The organism is Nocardioides sp., assembly GCF_036493135.1.
Classification (GTDB): Bacteria; Actinomycetota; Actinomycetes; order Propionibacteriales; family Nocardioidaceae; genus Nocardioides.
This window is the reverse complement of sequence record NZ_DASXQG010000072.1, coordinates 1-24,486: the sequence shown is the minus strand read 5'-3', so window position 1 is coordinate 24,486 and position 24,486 is coordinate 1. Positions and strand designations below refer to the sequence as shown.

Sequence of the window (24,486 nt, the reverse complement as noted above, 5' to 3'; positions counted from 1 at the left end):
CGCGCTGGGCGCACCGCCGTCGAGCGACAGCGTGGCAGGACACCGGCACGTGGTCGTTCACCCGATCCGGGTGAACGCATCGCGATCCGGCCGCCTGCGGGTCAGGTATCAGGGACGACGTCCGCCGGTGCCGGCAAGCTCCGCCGCCAGGTCGCCACCGCGACCACACCCATGAGGACAGGCACTCCGACCGTGAACACCCGCCACACGATGAGACCGGCCACGGCCGCCGCCTCGATCGACGTCCCGCCCGACTCCACCAACCCGGCCAGGATCAGCGCGTCGACGACGCCGAGGCCCGAGAACGGGAAGAGCGTGAAAGGGTAGGCGAACAGGTAGGCCACCGCGAGGTCGGCCAGCGAGGCGTCACCCGGTCCGACGCCGACGAACCGCAGGCACAGCAGCAGGACCAGGATGTCGGTCGCGAGCATCCCGCAGTAGGCGAGCAGCGAACGCGGGAACCCGCGCCGGAAGGTGGCGGAGATGTCGGCGCGGAAGGTGAGGCAGGCCTCTGCCCAGGCCCCGGGGTCGACGTCGCGGCCAACCCGCCGGACCACCTGCCCCGCCCGCGTGCCGACCGTACGCGCGAGCGCCTCGCTCCGGAGCACCAGCAGGATCCCGGCCAGGATGGCGAGCGCCACCAGGATGAACAGGATCTCGAGCCAGCGGAGGCCGGCCGGTCGGTCCAGCACCAGCAGGAAGACGAACCCGAGCGCCGGGGTGAGGAACCGTACGACGTAGAAGGTGAGGGTGTTCATCAACGTCCCGGCGAGTCCCTTCGCCGCCGAGACGCCCCAGGACACGAACATGGCCACCCGCAGCGCCAGGTCGCTGGGCGGCGGCGCGATCATCGACATCAGGATCGCGCCCAGGTCGTTCAGCGTGGCCTTGTAGGTCGAGACCCCCCGGATGTAGAGCGCCAACGGCAGCGCGTTCAGCACCTGGCGGACCAGCACGACGGCGAGCAGGACGATCGGCTGCCACCACGTCAGCTTGGTCAGCGCGCCGCGTACCGCTGCCCAGTCGATGGCACCGATCACTTGGACCACCAGCACCGCAACCACCACGGAGAGGGCGAACATCGCTCCCCGCCTGAGCCAGGCCTTGCGCTGCACACTCAACGCTCAGCCCGTCCCGTTGAGTGTGTTCACGACACCGAACAGGTCGCCCCGGTCGTAGAAGTCCACCGCGACGAAGTTCGGCAGCAGCCCGCGCTCGGCCTGGCACTGCTCCGCGCGGGTGAGCAGCACCGCACGGGCATTGACCTCGGCCGCGTTCGAGACCTCGCGCCGCTTGTTGGTGATCCAGTGGTTCAGCAGGAACAACGAGGCGTTCGGGGAGCCGCGGTTGACGCGGCACGAGAACTGCCCAGGACCCCGGAAGTGGAACGGCGTCTCCTGTACCCACTGGAAGCCGGGCAGCAGCCAGGGGTACGTCGTACCGCCGCCGTGGTTCTCCATCAGCACCACCAGCCGCTGACCGGACGCGATCATCTGGCCGAGCGTTGGCCACCGCCCGTCGGAGCCGGGTGTGTAGACGTAGGGCAACAGCCCGGCCTGGTCGAACACCTCGGCGGTGTCGGCCGGGCTCACCATGTCCTGCACGAAGACCGTGACGACCTCGCGCGGGTGGGCGGCCAGCCAGGCGCGCACGTCCTTCATCACCGGCAGCCACTTCGTCGAGCCGAGAGCGCACAGCGCGTGGCACAGGTACGGCTCCACCGGTCCACGAGGAGTCAGGTTCAGGGCATCCCGCAGGCGGAGGGCGCTGCGCAGGGAGGCCTCGCCGAACGACGCCCGCGCCTCGGTCAGTGCGGCTGCGCGGCTGTCGTCGGCGTTGGCGATGATCCCGCGGCGCTGCGTCCGCTGGCCGTACCAGCTGTCGACGAGAAGTACCCGGATCCCGTGGTCCAGCTGGGCGACGATGCCGTCGGGCTGCTCCGCGAAGAACCAGCCGGGCTCGTTCGCCGCCGACATGGCGTTGTGGGTCGCCGGGAAGGCCACGGCGTCGTACGGGCGGTCGCACAGGGCGGCGTATCCGTTGCAGGTGCTGTCGTCATGGCCGAACGCATCTGCTGCGTCGTCGTGCGCGGGCCAGGCACCGACCACCAGGATGAGCACCAGCGCGAGCAGCGCGGCCACACCGGCCACGTGCTGCCACTGTGCCCGGTGGCCCACGGCGCGCCCCCCGTGCAGCACCGTCTCGCGGACCGCCTCCACCACGATCGGAACCAGCAGCGCGACGGCGGTCACCACGAGCACGAGTCCGGTGGCCCACAGCAGCGCCCGGAACAGCTCGAGGGGCTGCAGCACGAGGGCCACGCCGGCGAGCCCGACGAACACCGCCCGGTAGGTCCGCGGACCGAGCCGCGGCCCCGGGTCGACCATCTGGCTCCACGCGTGCGCCGCCAGCGCGCGGGGACCGAGATCACCCCCGAGCCGGTCCGGCCACGGCCGAGCCAGCAGCGTCAGCACGTAACCCGTCGCTGCGAGGACGCCCGCAGCGGCCCAGAAGTCCCCGTCGAGCTCGTGCCACACCGCCCGCACGACGGCACCGGACAGCGTGCCGTCGTCCAGCCTCCCGGTCAGGAAACCGACCAGCACCAGCAGGGCGGCCAAGCCGGCGGCCGCGCCGAGCGCGCCCCGGCCCACCGTCCCGAGGGCGCCGGACAGCCGAGCGCGGCGGGCGCGGTCGTCGGCTCCGAGGGTGGCGCCGGCAACGACCAGCACCAGCAGCCCGAGCAGCGGAAGCACCCAGGACATCCAGCGCACCAGGTGCACCCAGCGCACGGCATCTCCGCTGGCGTCCTGGCCGCCGAACGCCGACAGCCGGACGTCGATCTCGGCCGGCAGCGCGGCACGCTGCTCCGGCGCGGCGACGTTGACGACACCGACCACGAGCGCGGCCACGTCGGCCAGCCGCAGCACGACCGTGTTGCGACCCCCGTCGGTCAGGCTCCGGTAGAGCGGTCCGACTGCCGCGGATCGCACCGTGGAGCCCAGGGCAGGGCTGGCCACGAGGGCGGTGGCGGTGGACTCCAGGAGCGGCCGGATCGCGGTCAGGTCCGGTTGCGCGGCGAGCAGGCGCGCGGTGACCAGGCCCCCGAGCTGGCGTGAGACCGCCGGATCGGCGCGGACGGCGTCGACATGGTCGGCGAACCTGTCGGCGTCGAGCACCTCACGGTGCAGGACGCCGGCGATCGTGCCGAGGAGCAGGAGCAGCGTCCCGAACACCGTCAGCAGCCGGTGCACCGCCCTCACCCGCCGCACTATCCCACAGGAGTGACGCGTGAGGGCGCGCTGCTCACGCGTCCGCGGCCACCGCCGCACGGAACGTCGCGGCCGCCGTCGTGACATCGTCCGCCGTCGTCTGCCAGCTCGTCACCAGACGGATGCTCGTCTCGTCCATCCGGTAGAACAGCAGGCCGGCGTCGGCCGCTGCGTCGAGCGCGGCAGCCGGCAGCTCCACGAAGGCCATGTTCACGTCCACCCGCTCGGCGAGGCGCACGCCGTACGACGCGAGCGACTCCAGCTCGGCGACGAGCTCGGCCATCCGCTGGTTGGAGTGGCCCGCGAGCCGCAGCCACAGGCCGTCGGTGAGGTACGCCGCGACCTGCGCCGACTGGAACCGCATCTTGCTGGTGACGTGGCCGGAGCGCTTGGTCCGGTAGACCAACTCCTCGGCGATCCGGTCGTCGAATGCCACGATCGCCTCCGCGCTCAGGGCGCCGTTCTTGGTCGCACCGAGCGACAACACGTCCACACCCGCGCGCCAGGTGACGTCCGCCGGTGCGCAGTCGAGAGCCGCCACCGCGTTCGCGATCCGCGCGCCGTCCAGGTGCACACGGAGCTCGAACTCGCGGGCGATGTCGGTCAACGCCGCGATCTCGTGGGGCCGGTAGACGGTCCCGTAGTCGCTGGGCAGCGTCAGCGACAGCACGCTCGGCTGGCTCTCGTGCGGATCGCCCCAGCGGACCGACTCGAGCGCCGCACGCAACTCGTCCGGCTCGATCAGGGCATGGGGACCGCCGACGCCGCGCATCACGGCGCCGCCGCTGAACAACGACGTCGCGCCGCCCTCCGCGGTGATGATGTGAGCGGACTCGTGGCAGAGCACCGCACCCCACGGCGGGGTCGACGCCGACAGGGCCAGGGAGTTCGCGGCGGTGCCACTGGTGACCGGGAAGACCCGGGCGGTCGGGTGCTCGAACACCGACCGGACGACCTCCTGCAGGTGGGCGGTGAGCTCGTCGCCGCCGTACGCCAGGGCGGAGCCGGTGTTGGCCGCGTCGACCGCGGCCAGGATCTCGGGAGCGACGCCGGCGGCGTTGTCGCTACGGAGCTCGATCACTGCTCGATCACTGGTCGATCACTGCTCGATCACTGGTCGATCACTTGGGCGGGAGCGAGCGCGCGTAGGTGAGGCCACGGCCGACCCAGCGGGCGAGGTCGTGCTCGTCCGTGACGGCGTCGGCCGAGACCCGGAGCCAGCCGCTCATCTCACCCCGGCCGCCCATCTTGAACGGCGCGGCGCCCGGCTCTTCGAGCAGCGACTCGGTCTCCGACGGCTCCACCCGGACCATCAGCCCGCCCTTGCCACTGGCGGCCACGGCCATGTGTCCGCCGAGCAGGAACGCGAGCCCGCCGAACATCTTCTTCTCCTCGACCGGCTCCCCCGCCGTGTGCTCGCGGATGCGCGCCGCGAGCGCTTCGTCGTACGCCATGGGCCGAGGCTAGCCGCAGTGCGAGAGGGTCGCGTCCTTCCGGATCTGGTTGCCCATGTCGCGGGCCTGCGCGACGTACGGCAGCACGATGCTCGCGCCGCCGGACGAGACTCCGATGCCACCCTGGACGACGCAGGCCCTCACCTTGCTCGGGTCGACCTGGGCCATCACCTGGGCCAGCCGGAACAGCTCGACCGGCGGCAGGTTCGTGTACATGTGGCTCATTGCGTCCAGGACGCCGTGCTCGATGAAGCCCGGCTTGTGGGCGTTGGCGCTCACCTTGGCCTGGATCGCCTTGAGCACGATCTCCTGGTGGGCGGACCGGTCGAAGTCCCCCCGCGGCAGGGTGTGCCGGATGCGGGAGTACGCCACGGCGTCGTACCCACTCAGGTGGATCCGTCCGGCCTTGAAGCCCTTGGGCTTGAGCGAGACGTCGCTGAACGCGTACGGGTTGCGCACATCGACACCCCCGAGCCAGTGCACCATCTGGGTGAGGTACTGGAAGCGGGTCACGAAGACGTACTTCGGATGGACGCCGATCAGGTTGCCGACCGTACGGCCCAGCAGCTCCGGTCCGCCGTAGTAGAGGGCCGCGTTGATCTTGTCGTTGCCGTGGCCCGGAATGTCGACCCAGGAGTCGCGGGGTACGCCGATGATGCTCGCGGCGTGCGTCTTGGTGTTGATCGTCACCAGCTGCAGAGCGTCGCCGCGGGTGTGGGTGAAGTTCTCCCCCGGTCGGGCGTCGGATCCGACCGCGAGGATCGAGATCACGTTCTGGTTGATGGCCGCCGCATCGGCCTGGTGCACCTTCACCAGGGCGAACTCGGTCGACTTGGGAGACGCGTCGGGCAGCGCCAGCGTGATCAGCGCGAGTACGACGCCGAGCGACACCAGCTTGGCCACCCGCAGGATCCGGCGCTTCATCACTTGCTCCCGTTCGACACGTCGTACCCGAAGACCCGCCACGACCCGTGGTCGTCCGGGCTGAGGAACAGCCGCCCGGTGACGGTCACACGCTGCGTGGTGTGGCCGGTGGTCCTGAACACCAGGCCGACCCGGGCGGTCGCACCGGCCGGGCGCCCGTGCGGAGCGAACACGTCGACGGTCACCTTCCGCTTCTTCACGACGACGCCGTCGATCTTCTTGCGGAGCTTCCAGTTGGTCATCAGCTGCATCTGCTGCCGGGCCTCGTGCTTCGCGGGCTTGGTGAACGCCGCGAACGCCGACTTGAAGTCGCTACGCGGATAGGTGACGGCGACGAACCCGCCGTCGATCCAGGTGTCGGCGGCATGGCCGACCCGCTTGAGTACCTGCTTGCGATGCTTCTTGAAGATCCGTCTTCCGGGCTGGTGGACGTCGCCGGCCACCCGCCCGAGCACCACCGTCGAGGCCACGGGTTGGGCTCCGCCGATGCCGGAGGCCCCGGACGTCGGACCGGCCTCGGGTGCGGACGAGTCGCTACTGCTGCACCCGCCGGCGGTGAGCGCCAGTACGACGAGCGCAGCCAGGGCAGCGCTCCGCGAGGTGGTCCGGGATCTGGTCACGGACCTGGTCACGGATCTGGTCGGATGCGTGTGGAAGGGAGGCAAGCCTCGGTCCTTTCCGGTCGGTTCGGGGGTGTCGTCTCGGTGTCCCGGACGGCCTCCGGGACCTCCTGACAACGACCGGTCGTGGTGATCGGGTACACCTTGCACCAGCGCAGCACCGTACTTCGGTATTTGTGTGCGTGGGGGACTAGCCTGGATGTCGCACCCCGATCATCCACGCGCACGTCCCGGAAGAGGCGAAACACACTCGTGTCGCAGCAGCAGACAAGCCCGTCCGACTCGGCCTCGTCAGCACCATCCTCCGACTTCGGAGCCAACGAGTGGCTCGTCGAGGAGATGTACGAGCAGTACCAACGCGATCCGGGAAGCGTGGACCCGAGCTGGGCGGCGTACTTCAAGACCGGTGGGAACGGTACCGACAAGGGTGCCGCGAACGGAGCGGCGGGCGCGTCGAGCGCTCCGGCGACCGACAAGCCGGCCCCCGCCCCGACGCCCGCCCCGACGCCCTTCCCGGCGGCGCCCGCGAAGGCGCCCGACGAGGGCCGGGCCGCTCCGCAGGCGACCCCGCGCCCCGCCAGTGCGGCGGAGCCGGCCAAGGGCACCGACAAGCCCGTGCCGAAGGAGAAGAAGGTGCCCGCGCCGGTCCCGCTGAGCGACCAGGCGACGTACACCATCCTGCGCGGTGCGCCCGCTCGCACCGTGGCGAACATGGACGACTCGCTCTCGGTGCCGACCGCGACCTCCGTTCGCTCGGTGCCGGTGAAGCTGCTCTGGGACAACCGGATCGTGATCAACAACCACCTGTCCCGGGCCCGCGGCGGCAAGGTGTCGTTCACCCACCTGATCGGCTACGCGTTGGTCAAGGCGCTCAAGGCGATGCCGGAGATGAACGTCGGCTTCGACGTGGTCGACGGCAAGCCCAACCAGATCACCCCGGCCCACATCAACCTCGGGCTGGCGATCGACATGCAGAAGAAGGACGGCACCCGCCAGCTCCTCGTGCCCAACATCAAGGGCGCCGAGACGATGGACTTCGCCGCCTTCTGGACGGCGTACGAGGACATCGTGCGCAAGGCCCGCGACGCGCGGCTCACGGTCGAGGACTTCCAGGGCACCACGATCTCGCTGACCAACCCGGGCACGATCGGCACCAACCACTCCGTGCCGCGGCTGATGCGCGGTCAGGGCGCGATCATCGGCGTCGGCGCCATGGAGTACCCCCCGGAGTGGCAGGGCGCCTCCGAGGAGGCGATCGCCCGCAACGCCATCAGCAAGGTGATGACGCTGACCTCGACGTACGACCACCGCGTCATCCAGGGCGCGCAGTCGGGCGACTTCCTCAAGCGCCTCCACCAGCTCCTGCTCGGTGACGGGGGCTTCTACGACGAGATCTTCCGGGCGCTGCGGATCCCCTACGAGCCGATCCGCTGGAGCAACGACATCGCGACGTCGCACGACGACGAGATCTCCAAGCAGGCGCGCATCCTGGAGCTGATCCACGCCTACCGCGTGCGGGGTCACCTGATGGCCGACACCGACCCGCTGGAGTACCGCCAGCGCAGCCACCCCGACCTCGAGGTCGAGTCGCACGGCCTGACCTTGTGGGACCTCGACCGGGAGTTCGCCACCGGCTCGTTCGGCGGCGAGGGCCGGCGCTTCATGAAGCTGCGCCACATCCTCGGCATCCTGCGTGACTCCTACTGCCGCACCACCGGCATCGAGTACATGCACATCATGGATCCCGAGCAGCGCAAGTGGCTCCAGGAGCGCGTCGAGCGGCCGCACGTCAAGCCCCCCCGCGAGGAGCAGCTGCGGATCCTGCTCAAGCTCAACCAGGCCGAGGCGTTCGAGACGTTCCTGCAGACCAAGTTCGTCGGCCAGAAGCGGTTCAGCCTCGAGGGCGCCGAGACCACGGTCCCGGTGATCGACGAGATCTGCGAGGCGGCCGCGGAGGCCGAGCTCGACGAGGTCACGATCGGTATGGCGCACCGCGGGCGGCTCAACGTGCTGGCCAACATCGTCGGCAAGAAGTACTCCCAGATCTTCCGGGAGTTCGAAGGCAACATCGACCCGCGCACGGTCCAGGGCTCCGGCGATGTGAAGTACCACCTCGGTGCGGAGGGCGAGTTCGTGTCAGGGAGCGGCGACACGATCAAGGTGTCCGTCGCCGCGAACCCCTCACACCTCGAGGCGGTCGACCCGGTGCTCGAGGGCATCGCCCGCGCCAAGCAGGACATGCTCGACCGCGGTGCCGAGTACCCCGTGCTCCCGCTGCTGCTCCACGGCGACGCGGCGTTCGCCGGCCAGGGTGTGGTGGCCGAGACGCTGAACCTGTCGCAGCTGCGCGGCTACCGCACCGGCGGCACCATCCACCTGGTCGTCAACAACCAGGTCGGCTTCACGACCTCGCCCGGCGCCTCGCGGTCCTCGCTGTACTGCACCGACGTCGCGCGGATGGTGCAGGCGCCGATCTTCCACGTGAACGGCGATGACCCGGAGGCGTGCATCCGGGTGGCGCGGCTGGCGTTCGAGTACCGCCAGGCGTTCAACAAGGACGTCGTCATCGACCTGGTCTGCTACCGCCGCCGCGGTCACAACGAGGGCGACGACCCGTCGTACACCCAACCGTTGATGTACGACCTGATCGAGCAGAAGCGCTCGGTTCGCAAGCTGTACACCGAGTCGCTGATCGGTCGTGGCGACATCACGATCGAGGAGGCCGAGCAGGTCCTCAAGGACTACCAGCAGCAGCTGGAACGGGTGTTCACCGAGGTGCGCGAGGCCGACTCGCAACCGACCGAGTGGACGACCGTGCCCGACTACCCGGAGAAGTCCGTGGGCACGACGGACACCGCGGTCACCCCCGATGTGATGAAGCGGATCGCCGACGCGTACGTGACGCCGCCGAACGGCTTCACGGTCCACCACAAGGTGATGCCGCAGCTCCAGCGCCGGGCCAACGCCATCGCCGACGGCCCGATCGACTGGGGCACGGGCGAGATCCTGGCGCTCGGCTCGCTGCTGATGGACGGCCGCCCGGTGCGCCTGGCCGGCCAGGACTCGCGCCGCGGCACCTTCGTGCAGCGGTTCGCCACCATCATCGACCGCACCAACGCCAACGAGTGGACGCCGCTGGCCGCGCTCACCGAGGACCAGGCGAAGTTCCACATCTACGACTCGCTGCTCTCCGAGTACGCCGCCCTCGGCTTCGAGTACGGCTACTCCGTGGCCCGGCCCGACGCGCTGGTCGTCTGGGAGGCGCAGTTCGGCGACTTCGTGAACGGTGCCCAGACGGTGATCGACGAGTTCATCAGCTCCGGCGAGGCGAAGTGGCGACAGCAGTCCGGCGTCGTGCTCCTGCTCCCCCACGGGTACGAGGGTCAGGGTCCCGACCACTCGTCGGCCCGTATCGAGCGGTGGCTGACCATGGCCGCCGACGACGCGTTCGTGGTGGCGCAGCCGTCGACCCCCGCGTCGTACTTCCACCTGTTGCGGCAGCACTCGCTGAGCGAGGAGCACCGGCCGATGGTCGTGTTCACGCCGAAGTCGATGCTCAAGCGCAAGGAGGCGGCGTCGCAGCCGGCCGACTTCACCACGGGCACGTTCCGGCCGTTCGTCACCGACGACGCCGACCACGCCGACCCGGCAACCGTCGACACTCTGCTCATCTGCTCGGGCCGGATCACCTGGGACCTGATGGTCGAGCGGGCCAAGCGCGAGGACGCCGGCCGGTTCGCGATCGCCCGGGTGGAGCAGCTCTACCCCGCCCCGATCGACGAGATCAAGGCCGAGCTGGCCCGGTTCCCCGGGCTGAAGGCCGTGCGCTGGGTGCAGGACGAGCCGGGCAACATGGGCCCCGCGCCGTACTACTCGCTCAACGTGTGGCCCCAGCTCGATCTGCCGGTGGAGTGCGTGACGCGGCCGCGGTCGTCGTCCCCGTCGGTCGGCACCGCGAAGCGGCACGCCGAGGAGCAGAAGTCGCTGGTGGCGGCGGCGTTCGAGAGTGTCGCCGACCGCACCGTCCGGGATTACTGACGGCTCCGCCGGCCAGCAGCAGCGATGTACTTCACCGACCGCGGGATCGAGGAGCTCCAGCAGCGCCGGGGCGACGAGGAGGTCACCCTGGCGTGGCTGAGCGACCGGCTCCAGGAGTTCACCGACACCCACCCGGAGTTCGAGACCGCCGTCGAGCGGTTCGCGACCTGGCTGGCACGCCTCGACGACCCCGAGGACTAGCACCCGGTGGGTGGAACGACGGTCGGCGCGCGCCTCGACGCGGCGGTGCGCGAGCTCTCGCCGGGCTACTTCTCGGTGGTGATGGCCACCGGCATCATCTCCGTGGGTCTGGGATACGACGGCCGACGGCTGCTGTCGCGGTGCCTCCTCGTGTTGTCCGTGGCCGCCTTCGTCGGTCTGGTGCTGCTCAACGCCTGGCGCCTGGTCTCCCACCGCGCCGAGCTGGTCGACGACCTCACCCATCTGTCGGGCGGGTTCGGGTTCTTCACGTTCGTCGCCGCTGCCGACGTGCTCTCCGCCAGGATCGCCGCCGACCAGGCGACGTTGGCGCTGTGGCTGCTCGGCGTCGGCGCGGCCTGCTGGCTGCTCCGGGGCTACGCCGCCCCGTGGACGACCAGGCTCGGCGCGGATGACCGACCCGTCACGGCCGTCGCCAACGGGACCTGGTTCTTGTGGGCGGTCGGTGGCCAGTCCGTGGCCGTCGCGGCCGCCGTGCTGGCCGTCGAGCGCCCCGGTCCGGCCCTGCCCGCCGTCGCCGTGGGGACGTGGTTCCTCGGGGTGTTCCTGTACGCCGTGACCGGCTTGTTCGTGGCGATGCGGCTGCTGGCCCACGACCTCGGGGCCGACGACCTGACTGCCCCGTACTGGATCGCCATGGGTGCAGCCGCCATCACCACACTGGCCGGCGCGGAGATCACCCTGCTGCCCCACGACGCGGTCCTCGACGCGGCCGGCAGCGCGATCCGTGGTGGTGACCTGTTCGCGTGGGTGCTGGCGACCTGGCTGGTGCCGGCCCTGGTCGCGGCGGGTTGGTGGCGGCATGTCACCCACCGGGTGCCGCTCCGGTACGACGTACACCTGTGGAGCATCGTCTTCCCCCTCGGTATGTACGCCGTCGCGAGCACCCGGCTCGGGGTCGCCGACGGGTTCCCGCTGCTGGTCGACATCGGCCGGGTCTGGATCTGGGTCGCCCTGGCCGCCTGGGCCGTCACGTCCGTGGCGGGGGTCGCGCACGTCGTACGCCGGGTGTTGCGGCCGTAGACGCCGTCCCGGCAGGAGGGCACGCTGTTAGGTTCACCGGTGTGGGCGTGGCCGCAGACCTCGGTTACCGGATCGGACGACCCACCGGGTTGCAGCGGGCGACCCAGTCCGTCGCCTCCACCCGGGCCGGGGCGTGGGTGTTCTCCAAGGTGCTGCGTCACCTCGACGACCTGGTCGGTCGCGCCTCACGCGGACGCACCAGTGTGCCGGAGCTGCTCGCGGGTCTGCCGGTGGTCGACGTGACCACCACGGGCCGGAGGTCCGGGCTGCGACGTACCACGCACCTGATCGCCGTCCCGTACGGCGACACGCTCGCCCTCCTCGGCACGAACTTCGGGCAACCCGCGACCCCGGCGTGGGTGCTGAACCTCGAGGCGGACCCGCGCGCGACGCTGCGCCATCGGGGGACCACGCTCGAGGCCGTCGCCCGGCCGGCCACCGAGGAGGAGCGCGAGTCCGTGCTGGCGGGGTCGACGGAGGTCTACGGCGGGTACCTGACGTATCAGGCGCGGATCACCGGCCGCCGGCTGCGGATCTTCCTTCTCGAGCCCGCCTGACCGCCGAGTCGGCGCAAAGTGACGCCAGGTCCTCAGCGGGGGCGGTGGCGGTGGAACTCGACTACCTGCTGGAACGTCGGACGGTTCTGCCAGTCGATGCTCGGCTGGCCGACCAGACCGAGGGCGCGGAAGCCGATCGAGTCGAACTCCGGCATGGTCTGTCCCGCGGCATGCGACAGCGTCGAGTCGGTCCAGGCGGCGGCGTGGGTGCTCCCGTTCGCCCGCGCCAGCCCGGCGTACGTCGCAGCCAGCGCGCGGGCGACCTTCCGTCGGCACGTGGCCGGTCCGCCACCGCACTCGTGCCGCGTCAGCACCCGCCCGAACCCGTCCTTCGGATGCCGGTGGAGCAGCTGCTGGAGGGTCGACATCAGGTACCCCTCGAACCCCCCGTCGTACGACGAGCCCAGGTGCGCGTCGCCGCTGTTCGGGGTGTTCACCCACTGCATCGGCAGCTTCGCGTATCCCGGCAGGGACGCACCGCCCGTCGACGCGACCCCGGAGAGCCCACCCTTGGCCAGGATCCCGTCGTAGAGGGCGCGGATCAGGTTCGGCATCAGCTCGTCGTCGATCGCGATCGCCGCGTGGTGGCGGTACTGCGTCGCGGACGCCTTCGCCTTGCGCCGATGTGCGCCGTCCGCGACCCAGCCCTTCAGCAGCCTGCCCATCGCCCGCGTATGTGCGGTCTGGTGATGTCCCTTCAGGAAGCGCAGGAGCAACGGTGTGACCTCGACGCCGTCGAGGTCCTGGCTGGCCGCCGCTTCCATCGCCTGCACGACGTCCGCCCGCGTGACCCGGTCGCCCGTGGCTCGGAGCTTCCGCTTCAGATGTCGCACCAGCATCACCGAGCGGTAGGTCTGCCCGTTCGCGTACTCGCCGTCGGTGGCGAAGCCCGGCGCCGGCTTGTTGTTCCAGCTGACCAAGAAGCCCTGCTTCGGGTTGACCTCGTGCGGGTGCTGCTTCAGCGAGAGGAAGCCGCGCCACTCGGACTTCCCGGTGCCCCACGTCGGCAGTGTCGGGTCGGCATGCGGGTTGCGCCTCGGGTCGCGGCCGCTGACGAAGTAGCCGGTGTCGCGGTCGTCGACGTAGAACCAGTTGAACGTGTAGCCGATCTTGTTCGCCTGCCGCATCCAGCTGTGCACGTCGTGGGTCACCCTCGGGTCGCCGAACCCCAGGAAGCCGACCACCGAGTCGATGTCGTGGCCGTACGTCGACCGCTGGTTGACGATCGCGACCGGATGGCCGTGGACCTTCGTCCAGCCCTGCACGACGCCGTGCCGCGTCCGGTAGATCTCGTGCGAGATCGTGGCCGGCACACCTCCGCCGCTCCCGGGCTTGGGCAGGACGTTCTCGCTGAACGAGTCGTGCCTCATCGGCACGCACCGCCCGCGGAAGACGTACGACGTGCCCTGCGCGGCCGGCGCCGCGCCGCCCGGGTCACAGATCCTCTCCACCCGCTGGTCGATCAGGTCGCTGCCTGCCGACGTCGCCGACCAGGCGTAGTCACGTCCGCGGCCGAGCTCGACCAGGCCGGTGCCGGGGAACGAGGCGCCCATCGCGTCGTAGTCCGGCGCGTGCAGGTCGAGCACGGAGAGGATCTGCGGCGCGAAGTACGAGACCTGCGGCCCGAACACCGCGACCGGATGGCCGGACTTCGTGTGCGAGCCGTTGACGACGAGCGCGTTGCTCATGTGCTGCGGCATCGCCCGCAGCGCGTTCACGATGTTGGCGCCGATCCGCTGGCGGGTCGTGAGCTGCGAGGTGGACCCGGTCGGCAGACCGGAGCTCGTGCCGCAGCCGGCGGACGTCGACGCCGGCCCGCCGCTCAGCGCACGCGGGCCCGGGATCGCGTTCAGCGAACGGTGCCACGGCGCCGTTCGCACGTCGTACCGGAATCGCCGGTCGGTGATCGTGGTCGGGGCGAGCGGGTCGTTCTGGTGATTGAGGTCGCGGTAGGCCCTCATCCCGGCCTGGGCGCCGTACCGGCCCTGGAGATAGCGCAGCAGGTGACCGTCGTCGGTCTCGGAGCCGCCGCCCTTGCCGAAGATGCCGCCGATCAGGCCGGCGATGGAGACCACGTCGGCAGCCGTCCACGGCTGCGGGACCGTGGCGTCGGGCGCACCGGCCAGGTAGTCGACCGGCAGCTTCGACGGGTCCCGCTCGGCGGCGCTGATGTAGGCGTTCACCCCCTCCACGTAGGAGTCGATCATCGACTTCGCGAGCGCACCGCGGGCGCCGTACCGCTTCGGCAGGAGGTCGACCTGCCGCTGCGCCTGTGCCTGCGTGTACGGCGCGAGCAGCAGCTGATCGTGGTCCATCTGCTCGAACTCGCACGATGCCCCGAGGAAGCCCGACAGGGTGCCCGCGCCGTAGTGGCGCAGCACGTCCATCAAGAAGAGCCGGTCCTCGGCCTGCGCGTAGCCGGCGCCGAATGCCGCGGTCTGGTCGGTGTCGCCGTAGATGTGGGGCACGTCGTGGGTGTCGCGGTAGATCGTGACGCCGTTCTCCGGCGTCTCGGTGCGTGTGATGTCCCTCGGCCGGACCCCGAACGACTCGTCGTTGAAGTACCTCCCGAGCGTCGCGTTCGTGAGGTGGGGGTAGCCGTAGAGCAGGCCGGAGTACTGGCCCAGCTGGTCCTGGCTGCTCGCCGGACGCTGCTGCGTCGTCTCGAACGCCAGCGCGTCGGTCGCGTTGACCAGACCGTTCTCCCCCGGTGGCAGCACGTAGCGCGCCCGGCCGTCGGCCAAGTCGTGCCGGCGGTACGTCGGGCCTCCGGCGGCATCGGCCGGGCCGAGTGCGGGCGCGAGCAGCGCCAGGGACGTGGCCGCAGCCGTGAGGGAGAGGGCCAGGGAACCGGCACGCAGGCGCATCGCGACCTCCAGGGCATCGTCGGGTCTGGTGTCCCAACGCGCCGGAGCGCCCGGAAGTTACGGAGCGGTAACCGGCCTACTTCGGCGTCCACGGCACCAGCGGCCGCACCGTCACCTCGGGGATCGTCGCGTCACGGGGCACGTCGAGGACGTGGAGCACGGTGGCGGCCACGGTCTCCGGACTGATCCAGAGCGCCGAGTCGTAGGTGCGGCCCTCCTGCTCGTGCACCTTCTCCTGCATCGGCGTCGCTGTCCGCGAGGGGAAGACGGTCGTCACGCGCACGCCGTTCCCCAGCTCCTCGGCGCGCAGCGAGTCCGCAACGGCGCGCAGCCCGAACTTCGACGCGGCGTACGCCGCCCACGAGGCGCCGGCGGCCAGCCCGGCCCCCGAGTTCACGAAGACGACGATGCCGCGTGCGGCCCGGAGGGCCGGCAGGCACGCGCGGGTGAGGAGAGCAGGGGCAACGAGATTCACCTCCAGCTGCTCCCGGAAGTGCTCGGCGCGCAGCTCGGCCACGGGAGCGAGCTCGACGACACCGGCGATGTGCTGCACCGAGTCGAGCCGGTCGGGAAGACCGGTGATCTGGTCGATCGCGTCGGGGTCGGCCAGGTCGGCCATGATCAACGTGGCGCCCGGGAACCGCTCGGCCAGGGTGTCGGCGCGCTCCGGGTTCCGCGCCAGGAGGACCAGGTCGTCTCCTCGGCCGTGCAACGCCTCGGCGACCGCCGCGCCGATGCCCGAGCCGGCGCCGGTGATCAGGTGGGTCGCCATCAGCGGGTGAACACGATCTTGCCGAAGACCTCACCGTCGTTCATCGCGGCGAAGCCGTCGCGGGCGTCGGTCATCGGCAGCGTGCGGTCGATCAGCGGCTTGGTGCCGGTGGCGTCGAGGAACGACACCAGCTGCCCGAGCTCGGTGCTCGTGCCCATGGTCGAACCGACCACCCGGAGCTGCAGGAAGAAGATCCGGTTCAGCTCGGTGCTGTCCGGGTTGGGCCCGCTGGTCGCACCACTGATCACGAGCGTGCCTCCGGGGCGGAGCGAACGCAGCGAGTGGGTCCACGTGGCGGCGCCTACCGTCTCCATCACGGCGTCGACCCGGTCGGGCAGCCGCGCACCGCTCTCGAACGTCGCGTGGGCGCCGATCTCGAGCGCCCGTGCCCGCTTGCGCTCGTCACGGCTGGTCGCGAACACCTGGAGACCGCCGGCCCGGGCCAGCGTGATCAGGGCGGTGGCGACGCCACCGCCCGCGCCCTGGACCAGCACCGACTGTCCCGGTCTGAGGGCGCCCTGCACGAAGAGCATCCGGTACGCCGTCAGCCAGGCCGTGGGCAGACAGGACGCCTCCTCGAACGACAGCGATGCCGGCTTCGGCACCAGGTTCGCCCTCGGTACGGCGACCCGGTCGGCGAAGGTGCCCTGGTAGCGCTCGGACAGCAGTGACCGACGCGGGTCCTCGGTCTCGTCACCACGCCACGAAGGATCGCTGATCACGGCGTGGATCAGCACCTCGTTGCCGTCCTCGTCGATGCCGACGGCGTCGCAGCCGAGGATCATCGGCAGCGCGTCCTCGCGCAGCCCGACGCCGCGCAGCGACCAGAGGTCGTGGTGGTTCAGCGACGCCGCCTTGACCTGCACGGTGGTCCACCCGTCCGGGACCTCCGGGTCGGGTCGCTCCCCCACCACCAACCCGGTCAGCGGGTCGTCGGTGCTGAACTTCTCGGCGTACAAGGCGAACATGTCCCGACCCTACTGACACGCCGAGGTGGCTCTTCTCCCGTGCCGAGGTGGGCCCTCTCCCGTGCCGAGGTGGGGTCTCTCCGTCTCCCAGGTGGCGCTTGTCGAGGCGAGCCGGCCGGGACAACTCCCACCTCGGTTGCTGACAAGGCCCACCTCGGCGGTCAGGGGCGGGCGACGCCGTCGGCGCGGGCCGCCGCGGCGACGGCCGTGGCCACGGCCGGTGCGACCCGCGGGTCGAACGGCGAGGGCACGATCAGGTCGTCGGCCCGGTCGTCGCCGACGAGCCCGGCGAGCGCCTCGGCGGCAGCGAGCTTCATCCCCTCGGTGATCGCGGTGGCGTGGACGTCGAAAGCCCCTCGGAAGATCCCGGGGAACGCCAGCACGTTGTTGATCTGGTTCGGGTAGTCGGAGCGACCGGTCGCGAAGATCCGGGCATGCCGGTGAGCGATCTCGACCGGCACCTCGGGGGTCGGGTTCGCGAGTGCGAAGACGATCGCGTCGTCGGCCATGCTCGCGACGACCTCCTCGGGCACCGTCCCACCCGAGACACCGAGGTAGACGTCCGCGCCGACCATCACGTCGGCCAGCGACCCGTGCCGGTCGTGACGGTCGGCGGTGTCGACGGCCAGCGCCTTCTTGACCGGGGTGAGATCGGTACGCCGCGAGTTCAGCACCCCTTGCCGGTCGACGACCGCGATGTCACCCACCCCGTCGTTGAGGAGGATCCGCGCCACCGCGACACCGGCTGCTCCGGCGCCCGAGACGACCACGCGCGTGCTCTCCGGCGTACGACCGGTCAGCGTCAGCGCGTTGGTCAGCGCGGCGAGCGCGACCACGGCGGTGCCGTGCTGGTCGTCGTGGAAGACCGGGATGTCGAGCATCGCCTTGAGCCGTTCCTCGATCTCGAAGCAGCGCGGCGCCGAGATGTCCTCGAGGTTGATGCCGCCGAAGCTCGGCGCCAGCCGCGCCACGGTGGCGATGATCTCCTCGACATCTGTGGTCGACAGGCAGATCGGCACCGCGTCGACACCGCCGAACTGCTTGAACAGCACCGCCTTCCCCTCCATCACCGGCATCGCCGCCGCCGGCCCGATGTCGCCGAGGCCGAGGACCGCGGTGCCGTCGGTGACGACGGCGACGGTGTGGGGCACCCAGGTGTACTCCCGGGTCAGCGTCGGGTCGGCGGCGATGGCCTCGCAGACGCGCGCGACCCCGGGGGTGTAGGCCAGTGAGAGGTCGTCCCGGTCGCGCAGCGCGACCCGCGACCGTACCTCCATCTTCCCGCCCACGTGCAGGTCGAACACGGGGTCGCCGGCGAACCGGTGTGCGTCGGGGGCAGCCACTCCGTCACTGTGGCACAGCGGGTACGGCGCGCCTCGCGCCGAGGGCGTTCGTGGACACCACTCCGGGCGGCTCCGGTCACAACCGCCGACCGACCGCGGGGTGCGGCCAGATCCGGGCCACGACGACCGCCACCACGTCATCGGCCGAGATCACACCGCGATGACGCGAGTCGACACCGTCGTCCGGATTGTCACTCAGCAGCCACCAGCCAGGCTCGCCGGCGCGGGTCGGGCGCTGCTCGACAGCCCGCTTCACCGCCAAGGTGCCGTCGGCGAAGCGGGCGAGCACCAGGCGGCCGGCCGACACCGGTGCGGCGTACCTGACCAGGAGACGGTCGCCCGGCTCGAGGGTCGGCCGCATCGACTCGTGGTGGACGCGGGCCACCCCGATTGCTCGCGGACGAAGAGGGTACGAACCCGGTCCAGGGGGCCTCGGCACGCGGAGTAGTGTCCCAGGCGAGGCAGGAATCCTCTGGAATCCCCGACCTCCATCTGACAGAGAGGACCACGATGTTCGCGAAGCTGTTCGCTCCCACGATCGACGTCTCGGCCCACTGCGACCTCCCGTGCGGCGTGTATGACCCGGCCCAGGCCCGCATCGAGGCGGAGTCGGTCAAGGCGATCATCGCCAAGGTCGCCGACAACGACGACCCCGACTTCCGCACCCGAGCGATCCTGATCAAGGAGCAGCGCTCCGAGCTGGTCAAGCACCACCTGTGGGTGCTCTGGACCGACTACTTCAAGCCGCCGCACTTCGAGAAGTACCCGCAGCTGCACACCCTGGTGAACGAGGCCACCAAGCTGGCCGGCGCCACCGGTACCAAGGGTGAGATGGACGCCGGCAAGGCCGACGAGCTGCTGGCGAAGATCGACGAGATCGCCGAGATCTTCTGGGAGACCAAGAAGGCTTGAGGCAACCTGCAGGCCGCTGACCTGCGCGTTTATCCTTCTGACGCTGGTGTAGTCCGCAAAAAGTCCGCGAGCGGACCAAGCGCTGCGTCGAGGACGTTGCGCGTGCGGTCCTCGTCGCCGGGGAACAGGTGCGCGTAGGTGCGCAGGGTGATCACCGCCGACGAATGGCCGAGGAACGTCTGAACCTGCTTCACCGACGCGCCCCCGGAGATCAGTGCCGAGGCCGCAAAGTGGCGTAGACCGTGGCTTGTCACCCGGACGCCAGCCTCGCACGCTGCGTCACCGAGAAGTCGCTTCCAGCGCCGGTAGGACAACGGGACGCCCCACTCATCGCGGAAGAGGGCATCGTCGGACGGGTATGCCGCGAGGTATGCGGCCAGCGCTTCGATGACGACCTGGCCCACCGGGACGATGCGGCGGGAAGTCCTCGACTTCACCGCCGCAAGCTCTCCGGACTGCAACCGCTGGCGCTCGACGCGGATCGTCCCGCGCAGGAAGTCGACGTCCGAGACCGAAAGCCCCAACAGCTCGCCAACCCGCAGTCCGGAGCCTGCCAACGTGACTACGACGGCCTGCCACTGCGGGTCGAGCGCGGAGCGAAGCGCTGCGACCTCCTCGACGGTGGGCGGCACGACCTCGTCGCCGTCGCTCTTCGGAAATGTGATCCGCCGGCACGGCGAGGCGGAAATGACCCTGTCGTCCACAGCCGCGTCGAACACTCGCGCCGCTACCTCGTAGATGTTGCGCACCGTCCCAGCCGAGAGGCCCTTGGTCTCCAGCAGCTTGATGAACGCTTGGACGTCGCTGCGGCGCACCGCCCCGATCGCGCGCCCGCCGAGTGCGGGCATGATGTGTCGTCGTAGCGCATTGTCGACGATGCGCGCCGTGCCACTGCTGGAGACCTGCACACTCTGCCAGCGGGACGAGTACGCCCGTACGGTTTCGCGTCCCGCTTTCGGGTCGACGTAGTCGCCTCGGACGATGGACGCCGTCACTGTGTCGAGCCATCGTTGGGCGTCGACCTTGCGAGTGAAGTGCCGGGCGTGCTCGCGATCGGCCTCGTCGCGATATCGCGCCCTCCACCTGCCGTCCGGGCGCTTCTGAATGCTGGCCATGGGTGCCTCCGAGTTGGTGTGACCTCCGCTCGTGTCGACAGGTTAGGCCGAGTGCTGGTTGTGTCGTTGTTCGCGGATGTAGCGGCGGAGGTCGCCGACGGTGGTGACGAGGTGGCGGCCGATCTTGAAGAACTCGGGTCCTTTGCCGGTCTGGCGCCACCAGCGCAGGGTGTTGATGGGCATTCTGAGGATGTCAGCGGCCTCGGACAGGGTCAGGAGCTCCTCGGGGTCGCGCTCGGGGAACGGGATCTGGTGGGTGATGGTGCTGGTCATGGCGTCCTCCTGTGGCTCGTGGTCGGCTCTCCCCGATCAAGCGCAGGCGTCCGGGTGAATGGACAGTCGGTGCCGGTCGTCGGTGGAGAGGTGGTGCTGACAGGTAGGTGTGCAGCGGTTGCCAACGTGGCCACCGAAAACATCCGATCGGGTATCGTGGGCGGATCGACCCGTGGTACCTGCTCGAGATCGCGAGGCGAGCCAGCGGCCTCAGCCAGGCGGAGGTGGCTCGCCTGGGTGGCACGTCCCAGGCCACGGTCTCGGCCTATGAGCGGGGACTGAAGACACCGTCGCTGCGGGTGGCGGCCCGCCTGTTGGCCGCGATGGGCTGGGAGCTCACCGTGCGGTCGCGGGTGGTGTTCACCGAATACCACCCGGAGGGGATCGTGGCGTTCTGGGCGCCGAACCGGCTGTGGCGGGTTCCTGCCCCGGACTGCTTCACCACCCTTCACGTCCCGGACCTGTTGGGCCACACCGAGCAGGACGACTGGAACCTGGCGGATCTGACCGACCGACGGCGGGCCTATGAGATTCTGATCCGCCGCGGGATGCCGCAGATGATGATCCGGTGGCTCGACGGCGGGTTCCTGGTCGACTGCTGGGATCGGCTCGACCTGCCCGACCCGGTCCGTGCCGCGTGGGAGCCGGCGGTCCGGGACGCCACCCGATCCCACGGCAGCGGCGTCTTCTCCTGGACCTCCGGAGAAGACCCGGAGACCGGGCCGCTGGCCCGGATCACCTGGATGGAGTTCCTGCCGAAGCCACCTCCCCCGCCTCCCCCGCCGCCGCCACGGCGGTCCCGGTTCGACCCACGCCCCTGACGAGGCCATCAGAACCCGATGCCGGGGCTTCTGGTTCTCGATGGTGGCGAGTAGGCCGGCTCCGTGGGCGACTGGCGAATGTGCTCCACTCTGCGTTGTTCGATCTCGGCGGGCGAGAGCAGTCTGCGGCGGCGTGGATCGTGGGGGGCGTTGGGACCGTAGCGTTCGATGTCGTCGGTGGCGCGTTGTGCGGCGTGGGTGGGGCCGAGGTCGGCGCGGTCGCGGCCGAAGACCTCGATCCACTGACGCCGCGCCTCCTCCAGCGACGGTGCGACGAGGTGGGCGGTGTTGTGGTCGCGGCCGCGGGTCATGCCGACGTAGGCCGAGGCGGCGCCGGTGTGGTCGCCGACCAGCACGCGGGCCGATGCGACGGTGGTGCCTTGGGCGCCGTAGGCGGTGGTGGCGTAGGCGAGCTCGACATGCTTGGCCACATAGTCGGGGGGCAGGGTCCGGCGTCCCGCCTCGCCGACCACGACCAGCCCGCCGCCCGCGGAAGTGGTGGTGGTGGCGGTGACGGTCCAGGTCTCCCGGTTGGCGACATCGACCTCGCTGTCGTTGCGGCGGGTGGCGATCCGGTCCCCTACCCCGATCTGCTCCCCGGTGCCGGTGGTCACCTGGTCGGCGGCCTCCCCGGTGACTTGGCCGGTGTCGTGGCGGATCTGGTGGGCCAGGGCGTTGATCCGGCCGACCTGGTCGCGGGTGTCGGCGACCACCAGCTCGCCGAGACAGGCTCGGACGGCCAGGGCGTGGTCGCGTTCGACCTCGCTGGCATGGACCACGATCTCGCCGCGGTCGTTGAGGTGGTCAAAGACCCAGTCGATGTTCTGGCCCTGACGCATCCGCAGCGACAGGCCGGCGTAATCGGGGTCGGTGAACCGGCGCACCCCGTCGAGCTCGACGCACCGGTGGGGGGCGTACCGGGCCGCGAGATCGAGCACTCCCCCACGGCCCACGGCGGGGAGCTGGTGCCGGTCCCCGACCAGGTCGAGGTCGGCGCCGGTGGTGTCGGCCAACTCGAACAGTCCGCGGGCGGTGTCCTGGTCCAACATCCCGGCCTCGTCGACCACCAGCACCGTGCGATGGTCCAACCGCGGCGCCGTCGGCGACGGTGCCACGCGGGTCCAGTTGCCGTCGGTGTCCCACCGGTAGCCGTACCGGTGCAGCAGCCACGCCACCGACCGCGCCGGAGCACCGATCTCGTGGGTGGCGACCTGGGCGGCCTTGCGGGTCGGGGTCACCACCAGCATCCGCCCACCCCGAGCCTCGACGTGGGCGCGAGCGGCCGCCAGCCTTATGGTCTTGCCCGACCCGGCCGCCCCCTCCACCACCGTCAGCCGGTTCGCGGCGGCCCGGGTGGTGATCCGTGCGATCAGCTCCCGCTCCACCGCCAACACCGGGGCCGAGGTGTGGGAGCGGATGTGCTCGGGCACATCGGCGCGATCGAGCAGTGGCCGCGAGGCCCGGAGCACCCGGGCGGTGAGGTCCTCGGCCAGCTCACCGCGGACCCCGGCCTCGGCGACCACGCCGGCCGAGGCGACCAGGCGCTCCACCTCACCGCGAACATCGGCGGCGTTCCACGCCGAGTGGCGGCTCCCCAACCTCGTCATCGCGGTCTCAACCATCGACTCGCGGTCCAGCGTCCCCACCCGCACCGCCGCCGGGTCCCCTCGCACCACTGTGAGGGTCTCGGGGTCCACTGGCTGGTTGGGTGGTCGGAACCCCAGCTCCCCCAGCTCCTCACACCACCGTGCGGTCAGATCCTCCCCAGTGGTGGGCACGACCTTGTCCGGCCGCGCCTGCGCCCACGCCCGCCGGTCCCATGCCCGCCGCAACCTCGGTCCGGGCTCCTCCCCAGAATGCTCCCCACGCCAGACGGCCTCATAGGAGTCGACCTGGGTCTCGATCTGCTTGGCCCGGGCGCTGAACGCCCCCACGTACCCGGCCAGCTCGGTGATCTCGCCCGACTCCGGGTCGACGGTGTAGCCGTGAGCGGCCAACGCGGCCCGGAACCCCGGATCACACATCACCGCGGCATGCCCGATCCCGTTGATCGCCTCCAGACTGTCCCGCACCCCCACCGTATGCAGGCCCCGCCACCGGCCCTGTGCCCAGACCCGGGCGTTGACCTGGAGGTGGAGATGTCGGTGCGGGTCCCCAGCCCGCGAGGTGTAGTGCCGGACCACGGCGGCCTCGATCTGCTCGACCGGAACCTGCACCTGCCTCCCCCGCGGCCCAATCCGGGTGGTCGCATGCACCGCCAGCCACCCCACGACCTGACGGGCGGCCCGGTCCTGGGCCGCGTCATAGGCGGCCGCCACCTCCGGATCCACCGCTGCGGCCAGCGACCAGGTCTTCGGCCCGTTGACCGTGACCTCGACGAACCGGACCGCCCGGTCATCGGTCCGCAGCCGCCCCTTGGGCCGGTCGGTCTCCACCGTGCGGCCGGCCACCCAGCGCTCATAGGCCGGGCCGTCCATCGGCGCCAACTGAACGACGCCGTCTTGGGTGGCGACCAGCCGAGAAGCTAGTCCGGTGCCCTCGGCCAGGTAGTAGTCGTCGGCACGCGACCGGTCGGCCTCCACATACGCCCGAGCCGCAGCCGGGCTCCCGCGGTAGATCTTCACCCCGCCATGCACCCCGAAACACCCTCCCTCGACAACCCTCAACAGCCACAAACCCCCAGGTCAGCAGCCCTTTTCCCTACCCAACTTCGTAGCATGCGTGCCGCCGAATGAGGAGAGAGGAGGGGCCAGAAGGGGAAGGAATTGAGGAGCCGTTGGTGGTTGGTAATGAGGGACGAGGGGAGGAAGGGAGCGTGGGGAGAGGCGAGCAGGGAGAGACATGGAAGCTGGTACGGAGCGGACCTGGGAATACCCCGAGGCGGCGTCACGCCCTGGTCCGCTTCCCGGGCAGCAGCAACGTCACCTCCCTCAGAGCTGCCGGCGCGCCGACGGGGCCCACGACCTGGCGCCAGCGCATCCATCCCAGTCGTAGCAACGCCGGGCTACTGCGCCGCGGATTGACGCCGACTCATCGCACTGTCATGCCGATGAGAGGTTGTTACGGAGCGGCCGTCCGCCAACTCATATCCTGCGGCCGAACCACCATCGGCGTGCCAGCGGGGGTTCTCCCTCTCGGCGCAGCTCCGGCCGCAGCTGCGGCGCCCTGTCGTAGGAGGACGACTGCCCCAGTACCGTGCCCGACCTGTGCCGATGGAGCCGGTACGTCGGTGTCCGGCGGAACCACAAGAAGCACGCCACGGCCAGCAGAACGAAGAAAACGACCTCGACGACCGGGACCATGAGTGTCTC

The 24,486-nt window shown here is 70.5% G+C and carries 21 protein-coding genes; 6 read left to right on the top strand and 15 right to left on the bottom strand.

The genetic code is table 11. The annotated features are described in order from the left end of the window. Positions 1–101: 101 nt before the first annotated feature. The 6 genes from VGJ24_RS13720 to VGJ24_RS13695 are packed head-to-tail and all read right to left on the bottom strand — an operon-like array spanning position 102 to position 6,267. Complete coding sequence (locus VGJ24_RS13720; protein ID WP_331501188.1) at positions 102–1,082, bottom strand: lysylphosphatidylglycerol synthase domain-containing protein; 981 nt, start codon at positions 1,080–1,082, stop codon at positions 102–104. A gap of 42 nt (positions 1,083–1,124) precedes the next feature. Further along, positions 1,125–3,260 (bottom strand): hypothetical protein, encoded by a 2,136-nt coding sequence (locus tag VGJ24_RS13715; RefSeq protein WP_331501187.1) that lies wholly within the window; start codon positions 3,258–3,260, stop codon positions 1,125–1,127. A 43-nt stretch (positions 3,261–3,303) separates the two neighbouring features. After that, positions 3,304–4,350 carry a threonine aldolase family protein gene (locus VGJ24_RS13710; protein ID WP_331501186.1) on the bottom strand — a complete coding sequence of 349 codons (1,047 nt, stop codon included), beginning with the start codon at positions 4,348–4,350 and terminating at the stop codon, positions 3,304–3,306. Positions 4,351–4,390: 40 nt separating this feature from the next. Continuing rightward, positions 4,391–4,723: a TfoX/Sxy family protein gene (locus VGJ24_RS13705; protein ID WP_331501185.1), complete on the bottom strand. Its 333-nt coding sequence runs from the start codon at positions 4,721–4,723 to the stop codon at positions 4,391–4,393. A gap of 9 nt (positions 4,724–4,732) precedes the next feature. Beyond that, entirely contained in the window at positions 4,733–5,647 is a 915-nt protein-coding gene (locus tag VGJ24_RS13700) for an LCP family protein (RefSeq protein WP_331501184.1), read from the bottom strand. Continuing rightward, entirely contained in the window at positions 5,647–6,267 is a 621-nt protein-coding gene (locus tag VGJ24_RS13695; RefSeq protein WP_331501183.1) for a hypothetical protein, read from the bottom strand. The genes VGJ24_RS13700 and VGJ24_RS13695 overlap by 1 nt, the downstream gene beginning before the upstream one ends. A 252-nt stretch (positions 6,268–6,519) precedes the next feature. On the opposite strand from VGJ24_RS13695, the gene VGJ24_RS13690 reads away from it, so the two are divergent. Genes VGJ24_RS13690 through VGJ24_RS13675 form a run of 4 tightly spaced genes read left to right on the top strand, consistent with a single transcriptional unit; the run spans position 6,520 to position 12,104 of the window. Next, complete coding sequence (locus VGJ24_RS13690; protein WP_331501182.1) at positions 6,520–10,305, top strand: multifunctional oxoglutarate decarboxylase/oxoglutarate dehydrogenase thiamine pyrophosphate-binding subunit/dihydrolipoyllysine-residue succinyltransferase subunit; 3,786 nt, start codon at positions 6,520–6,522, stop codon at positions 10,303–10,305. A 24-nt stretch (positions 10,306–10,329) separates the two neighbouring features. Further along, positions 10,330–10,506 carry a DUF6104 family protein gene (locus VGJ24_RS13685; RefSeq protein WP_331501181.1) on the top strand — a complete coding sequence of 59 codons (177 nt, stop codon included), beginning with the start codon at positions 10,330–10,332 and terminating at the stop codon, positions 10,504–10,506. A gap of 6 nt (positions 10,507–10,512) precedes the next feature. Beyond that, the gene (locus VGJ24_RS13680) at positions 10,513–11,547 is read left to right on the top strand and encodes a tellurite resistance/C4-dicarboxylate transporter family protein (protein WP_331501180.1); all 1,035 of its coding nucleotides are present in this window, start codon (positions 10,513–10,515) and stop codon (positions 11,545–11,547) included. A gap of 41 nt (positions 11,548–11,588) precedes the next feature. After that, the gene (locus VGJ24_RS13675) at positions 11,589–12,104 is read left to right on the top strand and encodes a nitroreductase family deazaflavin-dependent oxidoreductase (RefSeq protein WP_331501179.1); all 516 of its coding nucleotides are present in this window, start codon (positions 11,589–11,591) and stop codon (positions 12,102–12,104) included. A gap of 32 nt (positions 12,105–12,136) precedes the next feature. On the opposite strand, the gene VGJ24_RS13670 is transcribed toward VGJ24_RS13675, so the two are convergent. From VGJ24_RS13670 to VGJ24_RS13650, 5 genes are all read right to left on the bottom strand, one after another. Beyond that, positions 12,137–14,971: a penicillin acylase family protein gene (locus tag VGJ24_RS13670; RefSeq protein ID WP_331501178.1), complete on the bottom strand. Its 2,835-nt coding sequence runs from the start codon at positions 14,969–14,971 to the stop codon at positions 12,137–12,139. Between the two features lie 76 nt (positions 14,972–15,047). Next, entirely contained in the window at positions 15,048–15,743 is a 696-nt protein-coding gene (locus VGJ24_RS13665; protein WP_331501177.1) for an SDR family oxidoreductase, read from the bottom strand. Then, on the bottom strand, positions 15,743–16,711 hold the full coding sequence (locus VGJ24_RS13660; RefSeq protein ID WP_331501176.1) for a zinc-binding dehydrogenase: 969 nt from the start codon (positions 16,709–16,711) through the stop codon (positions 15,743–15,745). Before VGJ24_RS13660 ends, VGJ24_RS13665 begins: the two co-directional genes overlap by 1 nt. A gap of 161 nt (positions 16,712–16,872) precedes the next feature. Then, entirely contained in the window at positions 16,873–17,988 is a 1,116-nt protein-coding gene (locus tag VGJ24_RS13655) for an NADP-dependent malic enzyme (protein ID WP_331501315.1), read from the bottom strand. 142 nt (positions 17,989–18,130) lie between these two features. Further along, a complete protein-coding gene (locus VGJ24_RS13650; RefSeq protein WP_331501175.1) occupies positions 18,131–18,493 on the bottom strand; it encodes a S24 family peptidase in 363 nt (120 codons plus the stop codon). Between the two features lie 71 nt (positions 18,494–18,564). On the opposite strand from VGJ24_RS13650, the gene sodN reads away from it, so the two are divergent. Next, a complete protein-coding gene (sodN, locus tag VGJ24_RS13645; RefSeq protein WP_331501174.1) occupies positions 18,565–18,966 on the top strand; it encodes a superoxide dismutase, Ni in 402 nt (133 codons plus the stop codon). Between the two features lie 29 nt (positions 18,967–18,995). On the opposite strand, the gene VGJ24_RS13640 is transcribed toward sodN, so the two are convergent. Together VGJ24_RS13640 and VGJ24_RS13635 are read right to left on the bottom strand one after the other, a co-directional pair. After that, positions 18,996–20,081 (bottom strand): site-specific integrase, encoded by a 1,086-nt coding sequence (locus tag VGJ24_RS13640; RefSeq protein ID WP_331501173.1) that lies wholly within the window; start codon positions 20,079–20,081, stop codon positions 18,996–18,998. Between the two features lie 42 nt (positions 20,082–20,123). Further along, a complete protein-coding gene (locus VGJ24_RS13635; protein WP_331501172.1) occupies positions 20,124–20,354 on the bottom strand; it encodes a helix-turn-helix domain-containing protein in 231 nt (76 codons plus the stop codon). A 107-nt stretch (positions 20,355–20,461) separates the two neighbouring features. On the opposite strand from VGJ24_RS13635, the gene VGJ24_RS13630 reads away from it, so the two are divergent. Then, positions 20,462–21,175, top strand: a complete 714-nt coding sequence (locus VGJ24_RS13630) for a helix-turn-helix domain-containing protein (protein WP_331501171.1) — start codon at positions 20,462–20,464, stop codon at positions 21,173–21,175. A gap of 8 nt (positions 21,176–21,183) precedes the next feature. On the opposite strand, the gene mobF is transcribed toward VGJ24_RS13630, so the two are convergent. Together mobF and VGJ24_RS13620 are read right to left on the bottom strand one after the other, a co-directional pair. Beyond that, the gene (gene mobF / locus VGJ24_RS13625; RefSeq protein ID WP_331501170.1) at positions 21,184–23,799 is read right to left on the bottom strand and encodes a MobF family relaxase; all 2,616 of its coding nucleotides are present in this window, start codon (positions 23,797–23,799) and stop codon (positions 21,184–21,186) included. Positions 23,800–24,258: 459 nt separating this feature from the next. After that, on the bottom strand, positions 24,259–24,486 hold a 228-nt coding region (locus VGJ24_RS13620; RefSeq protein WP_331501169.1), incomplete at its 5' end, for a hypothetical protein.